Below are 17417 nucleotides of genomic sequence, written 5' to 3' on the forward strand. Positions count from 1 at the left end.
ATGTGAGCAATTTTATCCAAAACAGCCAGATTCTCCGTTTCAGCACAGAGAATTCGCTATGTTACTGCAGTTATGATAGCACAGGTTTGTCCGTCCGTCAACCCAAGCGCAAGAATTTACTATATATTCGCAAGAAATTTCTATATAAAAAGGCTCAATCATTTTTCTTGTGGGATTGGAGTGCAGCAGGGTGTGCGTGGCAGCGTCCGTACCGGTATGCTTTTCGCAGCAATCAGCACGGGAGGCTCCGCCATGCAATTATTGCCCATGCTACTTTCAATTTCTCCGCTGGCAGATCGAGGGAAGCAACAACAAAATCAAGACTCTACGGTGCAAGGGCTGCGGCTATCCGGATGACGATTACTTCTTCCTGAAGCTGTTCGATGTCAGCCGGAAACCCTACATCAGAAATCCTTCATCCCACAGCTTTTATGATTGAGCCATAAAAAAAACCGCACGCAAAAGCGTGCGGTTTTCTCATATTGCAGTAACGGTAAGGACGGAGACTTACTTGTTCTTCAGGTTGAAGAAAGCCTTCTTGCCCAGGAACTGTGCAACATCCTCGCCCAGCTCTTCCTCGATGCGGAGCAGCTGGTTGTACTTTGCAACGCGGTCGGTACGAGACGGAGCACCGGTCTTGATCTGGCCAGCGTTCAGTGCAACAGCGATATCAGCGATGGTTGCGTCCTCGGTCTCGCCGGAACGGTGGGATACAACTGCAGTGTAGCCTGCGCGGTTAGCCATCTGGATAGCATCCAGGGTCTCGGTCAGGGAGCCGATCTGGTTAACCTTGATCAGGATGGAGTTAGCAACGCCAAGCTCGATGCCCTTGGACAGACGAGCGGTGTTGGTTACGAACAGGTCGTCGCCAACCAGCTGGATCTTGTCGCCCAGAGTCTTGGTCAGCATAGCCCAGCCTTCCCAGTCTTCCTCAGCCATGCCGTCCTCGAGGGAGATGATCGGGTACTTCTCAGCGAAGTTCTTCCACATCTTAACCAGCTGCTGCTGAGTCAGCTTCTTGCCGGACTTCGGCTGGATATAGCACTTCTCCTCGTCATTCCACCACTCGGAGGAAGCAGCGTCGATTGCGATCATGAAGTCCTCGCCCGGCTTGTAACCAGCTTCTTCGATTGCCTGAACGATAACCTTCAGAGCGTCCTCGTCCTTCTTCAGGTTCGGAGCGTAGCCGCCCTCATCGCCTACACCTGCTGCCGGAGTGCCGTTCTCCTTCAGGGTGGTCTTCAGCTGATGGAATACCTCTGCACAGCGGCGCAGAGCCTCGCGGAAGGACGGAGCAGAAACCGGCATGATCATGAATTCCTGAATCTCAACGTTGTTGGTAGCGTGTGCGCCGCCGTTCAGGATGTTCATCATCGGCATCGGCAGGGTCTTAGCGTTGCAGCCGCCGATGTAGTTGTACAGCGGCAGGCTCAGAGCCTCTGCAGCAGCCTTGGCAACAGCCAGGGATACGCCGAGGATAGCGTTTGCGCCGAACTTGGTCTTGTTCGGGGTGCCGTCAGCCTCGATCATAGCCTTGTCGATTGCCTGCTGGTCGAGAGCGTTCATGCCGATAACAACCTCAGCGATCTCGCCGTTTACAGCGTCAACAGCCTTGAGTACGCCCTTGCCGTTGTAGCGGGACTTGTCGCCGTCACGCAGCTCGCAAGCCTCGAAGATACCGGTGGAAGCACCGGACGGAACAGCAGCGCGGCCCATGTATGCGCCGGTGTCGCCCTCAACGTAAACCTCAACCTCAACGGTCGGGTTGCCGCGGGAGTCCATAACTTCGCGGCCGATTACATCAACAATTTCAATGTAGCCCTTCATAATTCTTTCTCCTTCTTATTATAAAATAAAATGGTTGGCTAACTAAACAGCAAAAATCACATTTTTGCTGCGCCGCGCGCACGCGGCGATAAAATTCCCCATAAAAGTCCAGCTCTGCCGGACTTTTATACCACTGCTTCGGGACACGTGTCCCGAACCGTCTTTGCCGTGCAAAGATGAGGGGGATATCCGAAAAAGTTTCCTTGGGAACTTTTTCGGTATCTAAGGGGGACAGCGTCCCCCTTGGAGACTTACTTAACAAGCAGACTGTGACCCGTCATCTCTGCAGGCTGCGGAATGCCCATCATATCCAGCATGGTGGGAGCCAGATCAGCCAGTACGCCGCCGTCTGCCAGCTTGCCCTCGTGACCGACCATTACAAGCGGCACCGGGTTAGTGGAGTGTGCGGTGAACGGAGTCACACCATCAGCGTCGAGCATCTGATCGACGTTGCCGTGGTCGGCAGTGATCAGGCACTGGCCGCCCATCTTGAGGATGGCGTCAACGACCTTGCCTACGCCGTCATCGGTAGCCTCAATCGCCTTTACGGCAGCCTCGAATACGCCGGTGTGACCTACCATATCGCAGTTTGCGAAGTTGAGGATAACAACGTCGTACTTGCCGGACAGGATGCGCTTTACGCACTCCTCGGTAACGGCAGGCTCGCTCATCTCCGGCTGGAGATCATAGGTTGCAACCTTCGGGGACGGGATCAGAGCGCGATCCTCGCCCGGATACTCCTTCTCAACGCCGCCGTTGAAGAAGAACGTAACGTGTGCGTACTTCTCGGTCTCGGCAATGCGGAGCTGGGTCATACCCAGATCGGAGATATATTCGCCGAACGTGTTCTTCAGGCTCTGCGGCTTGAAGGCGATTTCCACGCCCGGAATAGTAGCATCATACTGCGTCATGCAGACGTAGTGGATCTTAGGCTGTACGCGCTCAAAGCCGGTGAATTCCGGATCAACGAATGCACGGGTGATCTCACGCGCACGGTCGGGACGGAAGTTTGCGAAGATGATCGCGTCATCGTCCTTGACGGTCGCGCCCTCGGTAACGATAACCGGAACAACGAACTCGTCGGTTACGCCGTTTGCGTAGGACTGCTCCATAGCCTCGTGTGCGGTAGCAGCGTGCTCGCCTTCGCCGAGTGCGATAGCGTTGTACGCCTTCTGTACGCGATCCCAGCGGTTATCACGATCCATTGCGTAGTAACGGCCGGATACGGTTGCGATGCAGCCGACCTCAACAGCGTCGATCTTGGCCTGCAGGCGGTCGATATACTCGATACCGGACTGCGGTGGCGTGTCGCGGCCGTCCATGAAGCAGTGGAAGCAAACCTTGCGCAGACCATTGCGGCGTGCCAGCTCGAGCAGCGCGAACATGTGGTCAATGTGGGAATGCACACCGCCGTCAGACAGCAGACCGAAAATGTGCAGGGTGGAATCAAACCACTTGCACTGGTTGATAGCGCTCATCAGAGCCGGATTCTCGAAGAAATCGCCGTCCTGGATGGCCTTGGTGATGCGGGTCAGCTCCTGATATACAATGCGGCCTGCACCGATGTTGGTGTGACCAACCTCGGAGTTGCCCATCTGGCCGTCCGGCAGACCAACGTCCAGACCGGATGCACCGATATAGGTGAGCGGGTTCTCTGCGAAAATCTTATCGAGATTCGGCTTTTTAGCAGCCTCAATGGCGTTGCCCTTGGTCTCCTCGCGGTGGCCGAAGCCGTCCATGATGATCAGAGCGGTCGGCTTCTTCGGGCCCTCTGCCTTCTTGGCAGCAGCGGTGGCTGCCTTGGGCTTGCGGCCGCGCTTGGCTGCCGGCTTTTTCGCCTCAGTCTTGGCTGCAGTTGTCTTTGCCGCAGCGGTCTTGCGGGTACGCTTTGCCGCCGGCTTTTTTGCAGGAGCCGGATCTGCCAGAACATTAACCGGTGCGGAAGTCTTGATCTCGACTACCTCTACCTCCGGCATGCCCGGCATAGTGGTTTTTTTCATACTGATAAAACTCCTTTACAGAAGCGAACGATAAGAGAATAAAAGGGGACACGATATCACCATGTCCCCCTCCGCAAAACGGTGAGGGAGCGTTTCCCTTTCCCGTATCCTTATCTTACTGGTTAGCTGCTTCTACGATGGTAGCGAAGTCAGCGCTCTTCAGGGAGGCACCGCCGATCAGGCCGCCGTCAACGTCCGGCTGAGCCAGCAGCTCGGAAGCGTTCTTCGCGTTCATAGAACCGCCGTACTGGATGGTGATGCCGCGTGCAGCGCGTGCGCCGTACTTCTCGCGCAGGCAGTCACGGATAGCGGAGCAAACCTCGTTAGCCTGCTCTGCGGTAGCGGTCTTGCCGGTACCGATTGCCCAGATCGGCTCGTAAGCGATGACAACCTTCTTGATGTCCTCAACAGCTACGTTCTGCAGAGCGATCTTGATCTGCTTGCGGATAACTTCCATGGTAACGTCCTGCTCGCGCTCGGTCAGAGACTCGCCTACGCACAGGATCGGGCGCAGACCGTTCTCAAGAGCGACCTGAACCTTCTTGCCGCAAGCCTCGTCGGTCTCGTTGAAGTACTGACGGCGCTCGGAGTGGCCGATGATAACGTACTTAACGCCCAGCTCCTTGAGCATGTCAGCGGAGATCTCGCCGGTGAACGCGCCGGACTTCTCGAAGTGCATGTTCTCAGCGCCGATTGCAATCTTGGAGCCCTTAGCAGCCTTTACAGCAGCCTGAATATCGGTGAACGGTACGCAAAGAACCATCTCGCACCACTTGGTCTTGGACAGGAGCGGCTTCATCTCTTCGATCAGAGCCTTAGCCTCTGCCGGAGTCTTGTTCATCTTCCAGTTGCCGGCGATAATGGTCTTACGATATCTGCGATTCATGTTGGTTTTACCCCTTTCAAACATTCGGACGGACTTTTCCGTCTTAAATCTTTATGTATTTATACGGAGCGCTCAACAGAACGCGCTCCGATATAAAGCGTTCCTAATGGACTTACTTGTCCTGCAGGCATGCGATGCCCGGCAGCTCCAGACCCTCGAGGAACTCCAGAGAAGCGCCACCGCCGGTGGAGATGTGGGTCATCTTATCAGCAAAGCCCAGCTTCTCAACAGCAGCTGCGGAGTCGCCGCCGCCGATGATGGAAACAGCCTTGCTCTCAGCGATTGCCTTGGCAACAGCCTTGGTGCCGACTGCGAAGGTGTCAAACTCGAATACGCCCATCGGACCGTTCCAAACAACGGTGCCTGCGTCCTTGACAGCCTCAGAGAACAGCTCTACGGTCTTCGGGCCGATGTCCATGCCCATCATGTCAGCCGGGATCTTGCCAGCCTCGTATACGACCGGAGCAGCGTCCGCGCCGAAGTGATCTGCACAAACGGTATCAACCGGCAGGAGCAGCTTAACGCCCTTGTCAGCAGCCTTCTTGAGCAGGCCGAGTGCCAGCTCGATCTTGTCTTCCTCACAGAGAGAGGTGCCGATCTCGCCGCCCTTTGCCTTGGAGAAGGTGTAGGCCATGCCGCCGCCGATGATGATGGTGTCGCACTTGTCGATCAGGTTCTCGATAACGCCGATCTTGTCGGAAACCTTAGCGCCGCCCAGGATTGCAACGAACGGACGAGCCGGGTCGCTCAGAGCCTTGCCCATGATGGAGATTTCCTTCTTGATCAGGAAGCCGCATACAGCCGGCAGGTAATCTGCGATGCCTGCGGTGGAAGCGTGCGCACGGTGTGCGGTGCCGAATGCGTCGTTGACGTAAATGTCAGCCATGTCAGCCATAGCCTTTGCCAGCGCAGCGTCGTTCTTGGTCTCGCCCTTTTCAAAGCGAACATTCTCAAGCAGAACGACCTCGCCCGGCTTAACCTCAGCGGCCAGCTTCTTAGCATCCTCGCCTACAACGTCCTTTGCCAGCTTGACTTCCTTGCCAAGCAGCTCGCCCAGACGCTTAGCGACCGGAGCCAGCGAATACTTCATGTTTACTTCGCCCTTCGGACGGCCGAGGTGCGAGCACAGGATTACAGCAGCGTTGTGATCCAGCAGGTAGTTGATGGTCTCCAGCGAAGCACGGATGCGCTTGTCGTCGGTGATGTTGCCGTTCTCGTCCTGCGGTACGTTAAAATCGCAGCGGGCAATTACCTTCTTGCCGGATACGTCGATATCCTCAACGCTCTTCTTGTTATACTGCATAAATATCCCTCTCCTTTAAGATGTATTATAAAGTTACGATAAGGAACAAAAGCACGGTTGTTATTACTACAATAATTCCGTTTCCAATACAGAATTATACTCGTAATTCGTGTCATTCGCAAGCAAAATTGTGAAAATCATCACATTCCAACTCGCTTTTAGAGGATTTTTGCGTTTTTCGCCAAAAAGTTGCGAAATATTAAACAACATTCACAATTTTTGCATCAATCCCGCGGCGTTCCATAATACGCTACAGCCATCGCCAGCGGACCAGTATTTGTCAGAACCGAGGGACCGATCACTACGCGTTCCACATCGCGGAATCCAATTTCGGTACGCAGACGCTTTTCCATTTCATCCAGACGCTCGGCGGGTACGTCGCCGTAGAGCAGGATAGCCGTCTGCTTATCCGGCTGCACCACACGGGCGGAGACTTTTTTGCTCATTCCGGCAACGAGTGCCTTCTCACCGCGCACCTTGTCACACACCTTTACCGCACCATCATACACATGGCTGATGGGCTTGAGACCGAGCGCCTCACCCACGAAAGCCGCGCCGCCCGAAATACGGCCGGACTTCTTGAGGAACTTGAGGCTGTACACGCCGAGGTAAGCTTCCACGCGGTTAAGACGGCTCTTTACCACGCTGACGATTGCGTCGAAGCTCTCGCCCTGCTCGCGCATTTCGGCAGCCTTGACAACAATGTGTCCGTAAATGTAGGTGTAGGTCTTGGAGTCGATGACCTCGATGGTCATTTTGCCTTCCCCCTGCTCCTCTTCGAACATGGATTTTGCAAGGCACGCCGCCTGATAGGTACCCGAGCCACCGCCGTTGATGAGCACTGCCAGCAGATGCGTGCAGCCGCGCTCAAATGCACGATTGTAGGACTCGAGGAATACGGTCGGCGTAGTCATGGCCGTGCCGGGAATCTCGCTGCTGGTCTCGAGCAGCCTGCAGTAGTCCTCGGATGTGATGTCGTAATATTCGCGGAAGCTGCGTCCCTCATGCGTCAGCATGATCGGAACGATCTCGATTCCGTGGGCTTCCACCAGCTCGTGTGGAATATCCGACGAGGAATCGGTCAAAATATGAATCTTTTCCATGCTTTACTCCTTTATGCCTGCGGAAACGGTCCCGCAAGTCTCAGATTTTCAAAGCCGGTCTGCCGCAGTGCCTCAAACACAATAACAGCGACCGAGTTAGACAGATTAAGGCTGCGCGCGCCCTCTCTCATGGGAATGCGGACGCAGCGTTCCGGGTGCTCGATGAGCAGCGCTTCCGGCAGACCGCGGGGCTCTTTGCCGAACATCAGGTAGTCGCCGTCGCGGTATTCCACCTCATGATAGGCGTGCGGCGCCTTTGTTGTCGCATAGAAGTAGCGGCCGTCCGGATTTTTCTCAAAAAATTCATCCAGATTTTTATACATACGCACATCGAGCAGGTGCCAGTAATCCAGACCGGCCCGCTTCATGCGCTTGTCGTCGATAGCAAAGCCGAGCGGCTCGACCAGATGCAGCACACAGCCTGTCGCCGCACAGGTGCGGGCAATGTTGCCGGTGTTCTGCGGGATCTCCGGCTCGACCAAAACAATGTTGAGCATACTTTCGCCTCATTTACGAACTAAACTTCTTCTATTTTATGCGATAACACCGTATTTTTCAAGGTATATTCCCATTTTTTTCGCAAAAAAGTTTCCTCTGAACACAAGATTCAGAGGAAATTTTCATGCACTATGCTAATTTTCTGATGATTTTGGATGAACGGCACATATCTTCAATTACTCAATATCCGCATAGACGCCATAGATATAGCCTTCCGCTGCGGTCTGCTCATCGGTCAGCACTTCGCCGGTAAGGCTCGGACCGGACGTATCGTCCTTGTATTCCACGCCCAGCTTGCCGGTGTGCAGCGTCATCGAGCGGGTCTGCTCCGAGCCGTCAGTAAAGGTGATGGTAACGGTCAGCTTTGCGCCCTCAAAGCCGTCCACAGCCGCGTGCCACGAATCCTGCAGATCATCGTCCGTGGTTTCCGGCTGGCTGGGCAGCCACAGACCGTAGCCGGCGTCCGGGTCGTACTCGTCGGTGAAGCCGTTGTCCAGCTTCCAGCACAGGTCGGCGTACATATGCATCTCGTCACTGCCCCAGACCATGATCCGGTCTGCGCCGTCGAGTTCGGGGTTCGTGCCCTGATGCATCGAGCGCACCCACTCGTCACGGTCGGCCGATGTATCCTTGACGGTTTTCGTGCGGTAGACTGCGCCCTTGTCGATGGTCGCGGATATGGTCTTGATATTCTCACCGGTGACTTTGAACAGACAGCCGGAGTAAAAACCCTTTTCCGGATCGTCTGCGCCGCTGCCGGTATCGAACACGATCTTGCTGTCCTTCGGCTGACGCAGCTCGCCGGTATCGGCGGCATAGGCTGCAAAGCCGAATGTGTGACTGATGGCATCCGCTACGGCTGCACTGCCGGTCTGCGCGGTGCCATTATGCGTGCGATAAACCGCCGTACCGCCCAGCACAATACCGAACGCGCAGGCTGCCGCCAGAAGGCGCTTTGCCATTCCCCACGGATGGCGCGGCACCGCATGCAGCGGTTCGTTCGTCAGCTTACGCGCTTCACGAGCTGCTGCCAGCGTGCGCTCCTTGAGCTCCTGCGGAGCCTTGATGTCCTTCAGTTCGTTCCAGTTGTTCTTCATCGTAAGATCCCTCCAAATCCAGCTTTAATTGCTTTCTTGCGCGATGCAGCCGCGTGCGTACCGTTGCCGGACGGCAGCCGACCATTTCCGCGATTTCCTCTGTGCGGTAGCCTTCCACATAGTGCAGCCACACCGCGATTCGCTGATCGTCCGGCAGTGCGTGTACCGCCTGCCACAGCTCACTGCTGCTTTCCGGTTCCGGAACGGCAGCATCCGCGGCAGCTTCCATCGGTGCGGTGCGCTTAAACCACGCCGACCGGCGAAGATCGGTGCACCGGCTGAGCGTTACGCGCAGCAGCCATGCTTTCAGATGCTCGGTGTCGCGGAAATCGGTGTCGTCCCGCAGCAGCCGGAGAAAGACTTCCTGATAGACGTCCTCTGCGTCCGCGCGGCTGTTCAGTCTGCACAAAGCTAAGCGGTAGACCGCGTCGCCGCAGGTGACCATCGCCTGCTGCAGAAATGCGTCCGACCTGAGTTTTGTCTGCATTGCTCTCTCCTCCTTTCACCACCAACACGTTTTGCAGCGGCAAATCGTTCCCGCTTCCGCCGGATTTTTTGAGATTTCGGCTTGTTTTCCCTTTACTTTGTGTTTACCTACAATTTACAGAGGTTATTCTTGTGATATATGCACAAAAACTTTCGCATTTTCTCTGGAACATTAAACAAAAAATCTATTGCATTTTTATCTAAAACGACTATAATAATAATTGTTCTAAGGAACACAACAAATCGACAATAACCAACAACCACATTGGTTTTTATATTTCATTTGCTCTCTTTTTTTCTTTTTTCTTTCTTTACTCTTTACCTGCTCTTTGAGGGAAAATCGCCGTCTGATTCATCAGGCGGCTTTTTTCCGCCTTGCGGCAAAAAAGCTGCGGTTTAACCGCAGCTTTTTTATTTAGCCATTTGTTCCGACAGCGTGCGTTACAGTGCTGCCTGTTGTATCATACGGATACAGGGCATTCAGATACGCCGCAAGCGTCGGAGCGTTCAGCTTGTACCATCTGTCTTTGCCGCGCACTTCTGTTTTCAATAGCAGGAACTCTGCCGCCTCCTCCTTGCACAGAAAGAGCTTGTAGTCCGCTTCCGCGCTCTCGGTTTCCACCAAAACGGTGCACGGCATACGGGTATTGGTACCGTATGGCGTCCAACTGCCCGAAAAACGGCGCGTTCCCTTGCTGTCCGCAAGCAGCTTCGCGATTGTTTCCCGATTTTCCGCAGAAAGTGTGATTTCCTCCGACGGAAACGCATAGTTGTAGAGCGTGCCGCTCGTGACCGGCGTATAGCTGTACGCCTTCCACGAAAACGAGTCATCGACCGCGCAGCCGATGTTCCGCGCCGCAAAAAAGGTTCCGTAAACCCCGACCGCGCAGAGCAGCACAAGCAATCCCGCTGCCGCCGCATACTTGACCGATTTCTTCATCCTGTCTCCCTCTCTTCTCTCTATTCTTATCCTTGTACCATTATTATACAGGGCGGTCCTGCGGCTGTCAACCGGAGGTTCTGCGGATGCAAAAACGGCATCTTTCGATGCCGTTTTTTCTTATTTTTCCGCGAAAAAGTCTCTGGTCTGCTGCACATTCTCCTCGATGGCGGTCTTGAGCGCCTCCACCGATTCAAACTGCATTTCCGGACGCAGGAACTTATGCAGCTCCACATGGATCATCTTGCCGTACAGATCGCCCGCAAAGTCAAGCAGATGCGGCTCGATGGTCGGTGCACCGCCGTCTAAAAATGTCGGCTTTACACCGATATTGGTCGCTGCGATATAGCTCTGTCCGTCCACCAGAACGCGGGTTGCGTACACACCGTACGGCGGCAGCGCCATTTCGGTCGGCAGACGCAGATTGACCGTCGGCACCTGCAGAACGCTGGTTCCCACACGCCGCCCGTGCTCCACAATGCCGGAAACCGTATACGGATGACCGAGAAACTTAGCCGCACCTTCCATATCGCCCTGCGAAATCAGCTGACGAATATAGGTGGAGGACACCACAATGCCGCCAATCTTGACATCCTCAATGCAGTCATAGCCGATGCCGGCCTTTTCGCACTCGATAGCCATGCCTTCTGCGTTGCCCTGCCCCTTATAGCCGAAACGGTTATTGCGCCCCGAGATGATCCAGCCCGCGTTAAAGCGGCCGATGAGCAGCTTGTGGATAAAGTCGCGCCAGTCCATGTGCTGCATTTCATGGTCAAAGTGGCCGAAAATAACCTCGTCCACACCGCCGAGCTTTTTGATCTCCTCGGTGCGATATGCATTTGCGGTCAGCAGCGGCACCTGACGGCCCATAACGACCGAATCCGGATGCACATCAAACGTAAAAACCGCACTCGTGCCGCCGATTTGCTTGGCCCGCTCGACCGCACGCTGCATGAGCGCCCGATGCCCCAGATGCACGCCATCAAAGTAGCCGAGCGCGATGGCACGCGGCTTTGTAACTTCTATCATAAGGGAATCCCCCTGAAAAAAATTGATAATTGAAAATTGAGAATTGAGAATGAATGCGGCGCTTTGCGCTTATTAAATCATCGCGCAAGGCGCGATACCTTCATTATCCATTTTCCATTTTCAATTCTCCATTTCTGTTTGTATACAAAAACTTATCGGAAGTTTTTGTATACAAACAGACCTAAACCGCCCTTATCCAGCTCTCTCACCTGACCGAGCATAAGGAACCTGTCCTGATGGTACACACGGCAGATGGTATCTGCGGTTTCCGGCAGGCTGTCGGTCTGGCGCGGAAATACGACTGCGCCTCTCGCAATGCGCTCTGCGCCCTCGTCGGTGAGCGAAACGGCGGGTCTATCGGTAAACAGGCTGTCGGTCGGCAGCAGAAGCTGCTGCATGGTGCCCTCTGCCATTGCCTGCTCACACTCGGCAAAGGTGTGGCACTGCGCCAGCTCATACGCGCCCGAACGGGTGCGCTCCAGACTGTGCAGTACGGCCAGCGTGCCCAGCTTTTCGCCAAGGTCATTGACCAGCGTGCGGACGTAGGTGCCCTTGCTGACCTTACACCGCAGCGTGCCCTTCTGGGCATTCTCATCGAAGTCGAGCAGGTCCATTTCGTGCACAATGATATCGCGTGCCGGACGCTCGACTTCCCTGCCCTTGCGGGCAAGATCGTACAGCTTCTGGCCGTTCACCTTGACCGCCGAATACATGGGCGGTACCTGCTGCTGTGGGCCGACAAAGCGCCGTACCATCTGCTTTACTGCGTATTTCGCGGCGTAGCGTTCGCTGGTCTGGAGCATTTCGCCGGTGACATCCTGCGTATCCGTGCAGTAGCCGAGCGTAAACCCGGCAACGTATTCCTTATCCTGCGCTGCGGCAAAATCGGCCGCCTTGGTCGCACCGCCGACAAATACCGGCAGAACACCGGTCGCCATCGGGTCCAGTGTGCCGCCGTGACCGATCCTGCGCGTATGCAGAATGCCGCGCAGCTTGGCTACCACGTCATGTGAGGTAAAGCCCTGCGGCTTGTTCATCAGCAGGATGCCGTTCAGGTCACTTTGCTGCATGAAACTGCTCCTCTGCCGCCTTCAGCATAGCAGCCTTGGCTTCCGCCATGCCGCAGGTGAAGCTTGCACCTGCCGCACGGACATGACCGCCGCCGCCGACCTTCTTGCAGATAGCAGCCGCGTCCATCTCCTTGGTGGTGCGGACGGAAACGCGAACCGTACCGTCCGGCTTCTCGGTCAGCGTGATGCCGATCTGTACGCCCTCAATCTGGCGCGTGAGCGATGCAATCGAGTCCAGATCGTCCATATCCGCGCCTGCATGGTCGATATCCCTGCGCCAGAGCACGGCAACCGCGATCGCACCGTTCTCGTGGAACTCCATCGTATCAAATACAATGCGCTCCATCTCAAACCGCGGACGCGATTTGGTCTCAAACAGCACGCGGTTGATCTCACCGCCGTCGATACCGGCAGTCAGGCAGGCCGCCGCTACCGCATGCGAATGCGCGGTCGTATTCGAGAACTTAAAGCAGCCCGTATCGGTCGAAACACCGATATAAATGCACTCTGCAATATCGGCTGTGAACTTAACGCCGAGCGCGGTCAGCACATCGTACAGCACCTCGGCACAGCCGCCTGCATCCGGCCGGATGAGGTTTTTTTTGCCGAAGCCGTCGTTCGAGCCGTGATGGTCAATGACCAAATCGACCTTGCCCTTGTACGGCTCTGCCGTGTCCGGAAACAGCTTCTCCTCAGCGATATCGGTCGAAACCACATACGCCGGAACGAAATCCTCCGGCGGATAATACGGCACGATCAGCGGCGCATAACGCCTGGTGATCTCCGGATTTTCCAGAATATATGCGCGCTTGCCAATCTGCTGCAGACCGCGGCAGAGCGCACCGGCACAGCCTGCCGTGTCGCCGTCCGGTCTGCGGTGAGTCAGGATGAGAATGTCGTCCGCTGCCTGCAGCGCAGCAGCAGCGCCAGCAACGTCAACGATCATTCTGCGTCCTCCTCGCCCAGCTTGCCTTCATTTTTCAGTTCGTGCAGCACCTCGGAGATGTGTGCACCGTGGGTGATGGACTGATCCAGCTCAAATACCAGCTCCGGCGCGTAGCGCAGCTGTACCTTGTGGCCAACCTCGCGGCGCAGCCAGCCTGCAGCGGACTTCAGGCCCTTCATCACGTCCTTGGTCTGCTGCTCACTGCCGAGTACGGAAATATAGCACTTCGCATAACGCAGATCGTTGGTAACATCGCAGTGTACCACGGAAACCATAGCCTCCTGCACACGCGGGTCCTTGACAGAGCGCATCGCCTCTGCCAGAGCCTTCATCACTTCTTCGGAAATACGATCAATTCGAGTAGACATAACTTTCCTCCTTTGAGGATTGATTAAAATCTGCTTGTACAGAAAATGCGATAAGCATTTTCACACGCACCGCAGTGCGTGATTCAATTCCCCATAAACATCGAGCTTTGCCCGATGTTTATACCACTGCCCGTGCCGCAGCGGCGCGGCCTCGTCCGCCGTGCGGACGAGAGGGGGGTATCGAAAAAAGTTTCCTCGGGAACTTTTTTCGTATATAGGGGGGATGGAATCCCCCCTATAAGGTGTTTTAGCGCTTCACTTCTTCCATAACAAAGCACTCAATGATATCGCCTTCCTTGATATCATTGTAGTTCTCGATGCTCATGCCGCACTCATAAGAGGTCGCAACTTCCTTCACATCGTCCTTGAAGCGCTTGAGGGTATTCAGGTGGCCCTCGTGGAATACGATGCCGTCACGGACTACGCGAACCTCAGCGTTACGCTGAATCTTGCCGTCCTGTACATAGCAGCCTGCAACCGCGCCTGCGCCGGTGATCTTGAACACCTGACGAACCTCTGCGTGGCCGAGAACAACTTCCTTGAACTTCGGCTCGAGCATGCCCTTCATGGCCTGCTCCATCTCCTCGATGGCATCATAAATAACGCGGTACATACGCATATCAACGCCCTGCTGTGCAGCGGAGTCGGTAGCGGTGCGGTCCGGACGAACGTTAAAGCCAACAATGATCGCGCCGGAAGCAGCAGCCAGCATAACGTCGGACTCGTTGATGGCGCCAACGGCACCGTGGATAACGCGCACGCGAACCTCTTCGTTGGTCAGCTTCTCGAGAGAGGAACGAACCGCCTCGACAGAGCCCTGAACATCTGCCTTGACGATGATATTCAGCTCCTTCATCTCGCCCTGCTGGATGGAATCGAACAGGTTATCGAGCGTTACCTTGTGGAACAGCTTGTTGCGCTCTTCCTTCTCCTTGTCCTTGCGCTGCTCAACCAGTTCACGAGCCATCTTTTCGTCGTCTACGGCGTCAAAGATGTCGCCTGCACCCGGAACCTCAGCCAGACCGATGATCTCGACCGGAACGGACGGGCCTGCGGACTCAATCTTCTTACCGTCGTCGTTGGTCATTGCGCGAACGCGGCCGACAGAGGTACCCGCGATAACGGTATCGCCTGCATGCAGGGTGCCGTTCTGTACCAGCAGGGTTGCAACCGGGCCACGGCCCTTATCCAGCTTTGCCTCGATGACGGTACCGTGCGCCTTGCGGTTCGGGTTTGCCTTGAGGTCAGCCATTTCAGCGGTCAGCAGTACCATTTCGAGCAGGTTGTCAATGCCCTGACCGAACTTTGCGGAGATGTTGCAGACGATGGTCTGACCGCCCCATTCCTCCGGTACCAGCTCGTACTCGGTCAGCTGCTGCAGAACACGATCCGGGTTTGCACCCTGCTTGTCGATCTTGTTTACGGCAACGATGATCGGCACGTTTGCCGCCTTGGCGTGGTTGATAGCCTCGATGGTCTGCGGCATAACGCCGTCATCGGCTGCTACGACCAGAATGGCGATATCGGTTACCTGCGCACCGCGTGCACGCATGGAGGTAAACGCAGCGTGACCCGGGGTATCGAGGAAGGTGATCGGCTTGCCGTCAACCTCAACGCGGTATGCGCCGATGTGCTGGGTAATGCCGCCGGCCTCGCCCTCGATGACCTTGGTCTTGCGGATCGCGTCGAGCAGAGAGGTCTTGCCGTGGTCAACGTGACCCATAACAACAACGACCGGATCGCGCGGCTGCAGCTCCTCTTCCTTGTCCTCGTGCTCGTCGAACAGCTGCTCCTCGATGGTAACGTGTACTTCCTTCTCAACCTTGCAGCCCATTTCCTCTGCAACGATGGCTGCGGTATCGTAGTCGATCACCTCAGAGATGGACGCCATAACGCCCAGCTTGATGAGACCCTTGATAACATCCGCTGCGGTGCGCTTCATACGGGAAGCCAGTTCACCGACGGAAATCTCCTCCGGAATCATTACCTTAACCGGAATCTTCTTAAGTGCTGCCATCTGCTGCTGACGCTGCAGGCGGCGCATCTTCTCCTGCTCCTCCTGACGGCGCTTGTTGCCGAACGGCTTGGAGCGCTGGTCGGACTTCTTGGTCAGCTTCTGCTTCTTGCTGCCCTTGGACTCCATTCGCTCGGCCTTTGCGTCAACCAGCTTATCTACATGATCATCATATTTTGCAAGGTTTACGTCGCCGGTGCCGCGGGTATCAATGCGGTGAACCTGCTTTACCTTGCTCTGTGTCGGCTGCTGCTGCACGATAGGCTCCTCTCTCTTGGACTCGGTCTGCTGTTTGGTTTCCGCCTTGGACTGCTCCGGCTTCTTGCGGGATGCGCCCTGTGCGTTCAGCGTACCTTCCATGTCTCTTACTTGATTATGCTGGGTGAGATACTCGAAAATGACCGACAGGTCGGTATCGTCAAGCACCTGCATGTGATTCTTCGGTGCAGAGCGATACTTCGTCAGGATTTCGGTGATCTCCTTGGTGGATACGCCGAAGTCCTTTGCAACCTCGTGTACCCGATATTTATTGTCTAATGCCATGGGCAATAACCTCCTTACACACTTCGTTCAAAACCACGGTTTTGAACGAGAGAGGACGTACCGAACAATGTTCGGATACGTCCAAAGCTGCAAAAAGTTCCTCCTGTGTCGAAACTTTTCTCCGCTCTGGTATCAAATGCACGGGCAAAGCTCGCACATTTGATGCAAAGCTATGCTTTGCTATTGGAATGCGCGCTGCGGCGCGGGAAATTACGTTTTATTGCGGAAGCTGCGCTTGCCGCTGTTGAAGCTCGGCTTGCCGGCACCGCTTTTACGGTACGGGCGGCGTTCGCCGTCCTTGCGGAACGGACGCTTCTCACCATCGTTCTTACAATACGGACGGTATTCGCCGTCCTTGCGGAACGGGCGCTTCTCGCCATCGTTCTTACGATACGGACGATATTCGCCGTCCTTGCGGAACGGGCGCTCCTCGCCGTCATTCTTGCGATACGGACGGTCGCCGTCCTTGCGGAACGGGCGCTTCTCACCGTCGTTCTTACGATACGGACGGTATTCGCCGTCCTTACGGAACGGGCGATCGCCGGCCGGCTTACGGTAGGTGCGCTTGGGCTTCTCCTCTGCCGATTTTTCGGTCTTGACCGGCGCTTCCTCGGTCTTTTCCGCCTTATCCTTATGCTTTTTGACGCCCCTGCGGGACTGGATCTTTGCGTTTTTTTCGCTAAGCTGCTGCGCCACTTCGGTGTATGCAGGATCCTGCTCCGCCAGCTTGTTTACAGCTGCCGCCGCCATACCGATGTCCGCTACCGCGCACATCGCGCAGCCTGCCTTGCCGATCGCGCTGCCGAGTTCCAGCTTGCCGTGCGGCAGCGTCACGCACGGAACATTGGCCTTATCGGCGTAAAATGCGGCCTTTTTCGCTGCATTTGCGCCTGCGTCGCCCGCGATGAACACACAGCGGGTCTTGTGGTCGAAGCACGCTTCACGCACCAGCTCGTCACCGTAGGCCAGCTTGCCGGCACGGCGTGCCAGACCGAGCATTCTCAGAACCGGATCAGTTGCCATTTGCACCCTCCTGTTCCATCTGCTGCTCAAGCTGATCGTAAACCGACTCGGGCACCTCTACACTGAGCGCACGCTCGATCGCACGGCTCTTGCGGGCCTTTTTCAGACATTCCGGCTTGCCGCACAGGTATGCGCCGCGGCCGGGTGCCTTGCCCTTGAAATCCAGCGAAAGCTCACCTTCCGGCGAACGCACCACGCGGATCAGCTCCCGTTTCGGGAACATTTCACGGCAGCCGAGGCACTGCCGCATGGGAATCTTCTTCTGTACCATATTCTGCCGCACC

At 55.7% G+C, this 17417-nt stretch carries 16 protein-coding genes; all 16 read right to left on the reverse strand.

All coding sequences use genetic code 11. The features are described from left to right. Positions 1-507: 507 nt before the first annotated feature. Positions 508-1827, reverse strand: a complete 1320-nt coding sequence (gene eno / locus PGS25_RS04340; RefSeq protein ID WP_117489732.1) for a phosphopyruvate hydratase — start codon at positions 1825-1827, stop codon at positions 508-510. Positions 1828-2078: 251 nt separating this feature from the next. Further along, the gene (gpmI, locus tag PGS25_RS04345) at positions 2079-3827 is read right to left on the reverse strand and encodes a 2,3-bisphosphoglycerate-independent phosphoglycerate mutase (RefSeq protein WP_270417813.1); all 1749 of its coding nucleotides are present in this window, start codon (positions 3825-3827) and stop codon (positions 2079-2081) included. A 115-nt stretch (positions 3828-3942) separates the two neighbouring features. Then, positions 3943-4713, reverse strand: coding sequence for a triose-phosphate isomerase (gene tpiA, locus PGS25_RS04350; protein ID WP_110435367.1), 771 nt, complete (start codon positions 4711-4713; stop codon positions 3943-3945). Between the two features lie 112 nt (positions 4714-4825). Beyond that, positions 4826-6016: a phosphoglycerate kinase gene (locus PGS25_RS04355; protein WP_118728802.1), complete on the reverse strand. Its 1191-nt coding sequence runs from the start codon at positions 6014-6016 to the stop codon at positions 4826-4828. 224 nt (positions 6017-6240) lie between these two features. Continuing rightward, positions 6241-7119, reverse strand: coding sequence for a DegV family protein (locus PGS25_RS04360; protein ID WP_118360007.1), 879 nt, complete (start codon positions 7117-7119; stop codon positions 6241-6243). A gap of 11 nt (positions 7120-7130) precedes the next feature. Beyond that, complete coding sequence (gene trmL / locus PGS25_RS04365) at positions 7131-7616, reverse strand: tRNA (uridine(34)/cytosine(34)/5-carboxymethylaminomethyluridine(34)-2'-O)-methyltransferase TrmL (RefSeq protein WP_270417814.1); 486 nt, start codon at positions 7614-7616, stop codon at positions 7131-7133. Between the two features lie 177 nt (positions 7617-7793). Beyond that, complete coding sequence (locus tag PGS25_RS04370; RefSeq protein WP_270417815.1) at positions 7794-8714, reverse strand: hypothetical protein; 921 nt, start codon at positions 8712-8714, stop codon at positions 7794-7796. Further along, positions 8635-9201 carry an RNA polymerase sigma factor gene (locus tag PGS25_RS04375; protein ID WP_270417816.1) on the reverse strand — a complete coding sequence of 189 codons (567 nt, stop codon included), beginning with the start codon at positions 9199-9201 and terminating at the stop codon, positions 8635-8637. Before PGS25_RS04375 ends, PGS25_RS04370 begins: the two co-directional genes overlap by 80 nt. A 414-nt stretch (positions 9202-9615) precedes the next feature. Next, the gene (locus PGS25_RS04380) at positions 9616-10140 is read right to left on the reverse strand and encodes a hypothetical protein (RefSeq protein ID WP_270417817.1); all 525 of its coding nucleotides are present in this window, start codon (positions 10138-10140) and stop codon (positions 9616-9618) included. A gap of 120 nt (positions 10141-10260) precedes the next feature. Continuing rightward, positions 10261-11169, reverse strand: coding sequence for a riboflavin biosynthesis protein RibF (ribF, locus tag PGS25_RS04385; RefSeq protein WP_118564204.1), 909 nt, complete (start codon positions 11167-11169; stop codon positions 10261-10263). A 152-nt stretch (positions 11170-11321) separates the two neighbouring features. Beyond that, complete coding sequence (gene truB / locus PGS25_RS04390; RefSeq protein WP_270417818.1) at positions 11322-12239, reverse strand: tRNA pseudouridine(55) synthase TruB; 918 nt, start codon at positions 12237-12239, stop codon at positions 11322-11324. Beyond that, positions 12226-13185 carry a DHH family phosphoesterase gene (locus PGS25_RS04395; protein ID WP_110435376.1) on the reverse strand — a complete coding sequence of 320 codons (960 nt, stop codon included), beginning with the start codon at positions 13183-13185 and terminating at the stop codon, positions 12226-12228. Before PGS25_RS04395 ends, truB begins: the two co-directional genes overlap by 14 nt. Then, a complete protein-coding gene (gene rbfA, locus PGS25_RS04400) occupies positions 13182-13553 on the reverse strand; it encodes a 30S ribosome-binding factor RbfA (protein WP_110435377.1) in 372 nt (123 codons plus the stop codon). Before rbfA ends, PGS25_RS04395 begins: the two co-directional genes overlap by 4 nt. Positions 13554-13800: 247 nt before the next feature. Then, positions 13801-16110: a translation initiation factor IF-2 gene (gene infB / locus PGS25_RS04405; protein ID WP_118478056.1), complete on the reverse strand. Its 2310-nt coding sequence runs from the start codon at positions 16108-16110 to the stop codon at positions 13801-13803. A 210-nt stretch (positions 16111-16320) separates the two neighbouring features. Further along, positions 16321-17133, reverse strand: coding sequence for a ribosomal L7Ae/L30e/S12e/Gadd45 family protein (locus PGS25_RS04410; RefSeq protein WP_118478054.1), 813 nt, complete (start codon positions 17131-17133; stop codon positions 16321-16323). Beyond that, on the reverse strand, positions 17123-17404 hold the full coding sequence (gene rnpM / locus PGS25_RS04415) for an RNase P modulator RnpM (RefSeq protein WP_117489855.1): 282 nt from the start codon (positions 17402-17404) through the stop codon (positions 17123-17125). Before rnpM ends, PGS25_RS04410 begins: the two co-directional genes overlap by 11 nt. Positions 17405-17417: the final 13 nt, after the last annotated feature.

The organism is Butyricicoccus sp. AM78-15b2TA (assembly GCF_027665985.1).
Taxonomy (GTDB): Bacteria; Bacillota; Clostridia; order Oscillospirales; family Butyricicoccaceae; genus Agathobaculum; species Agathobaculum butyriciproducens.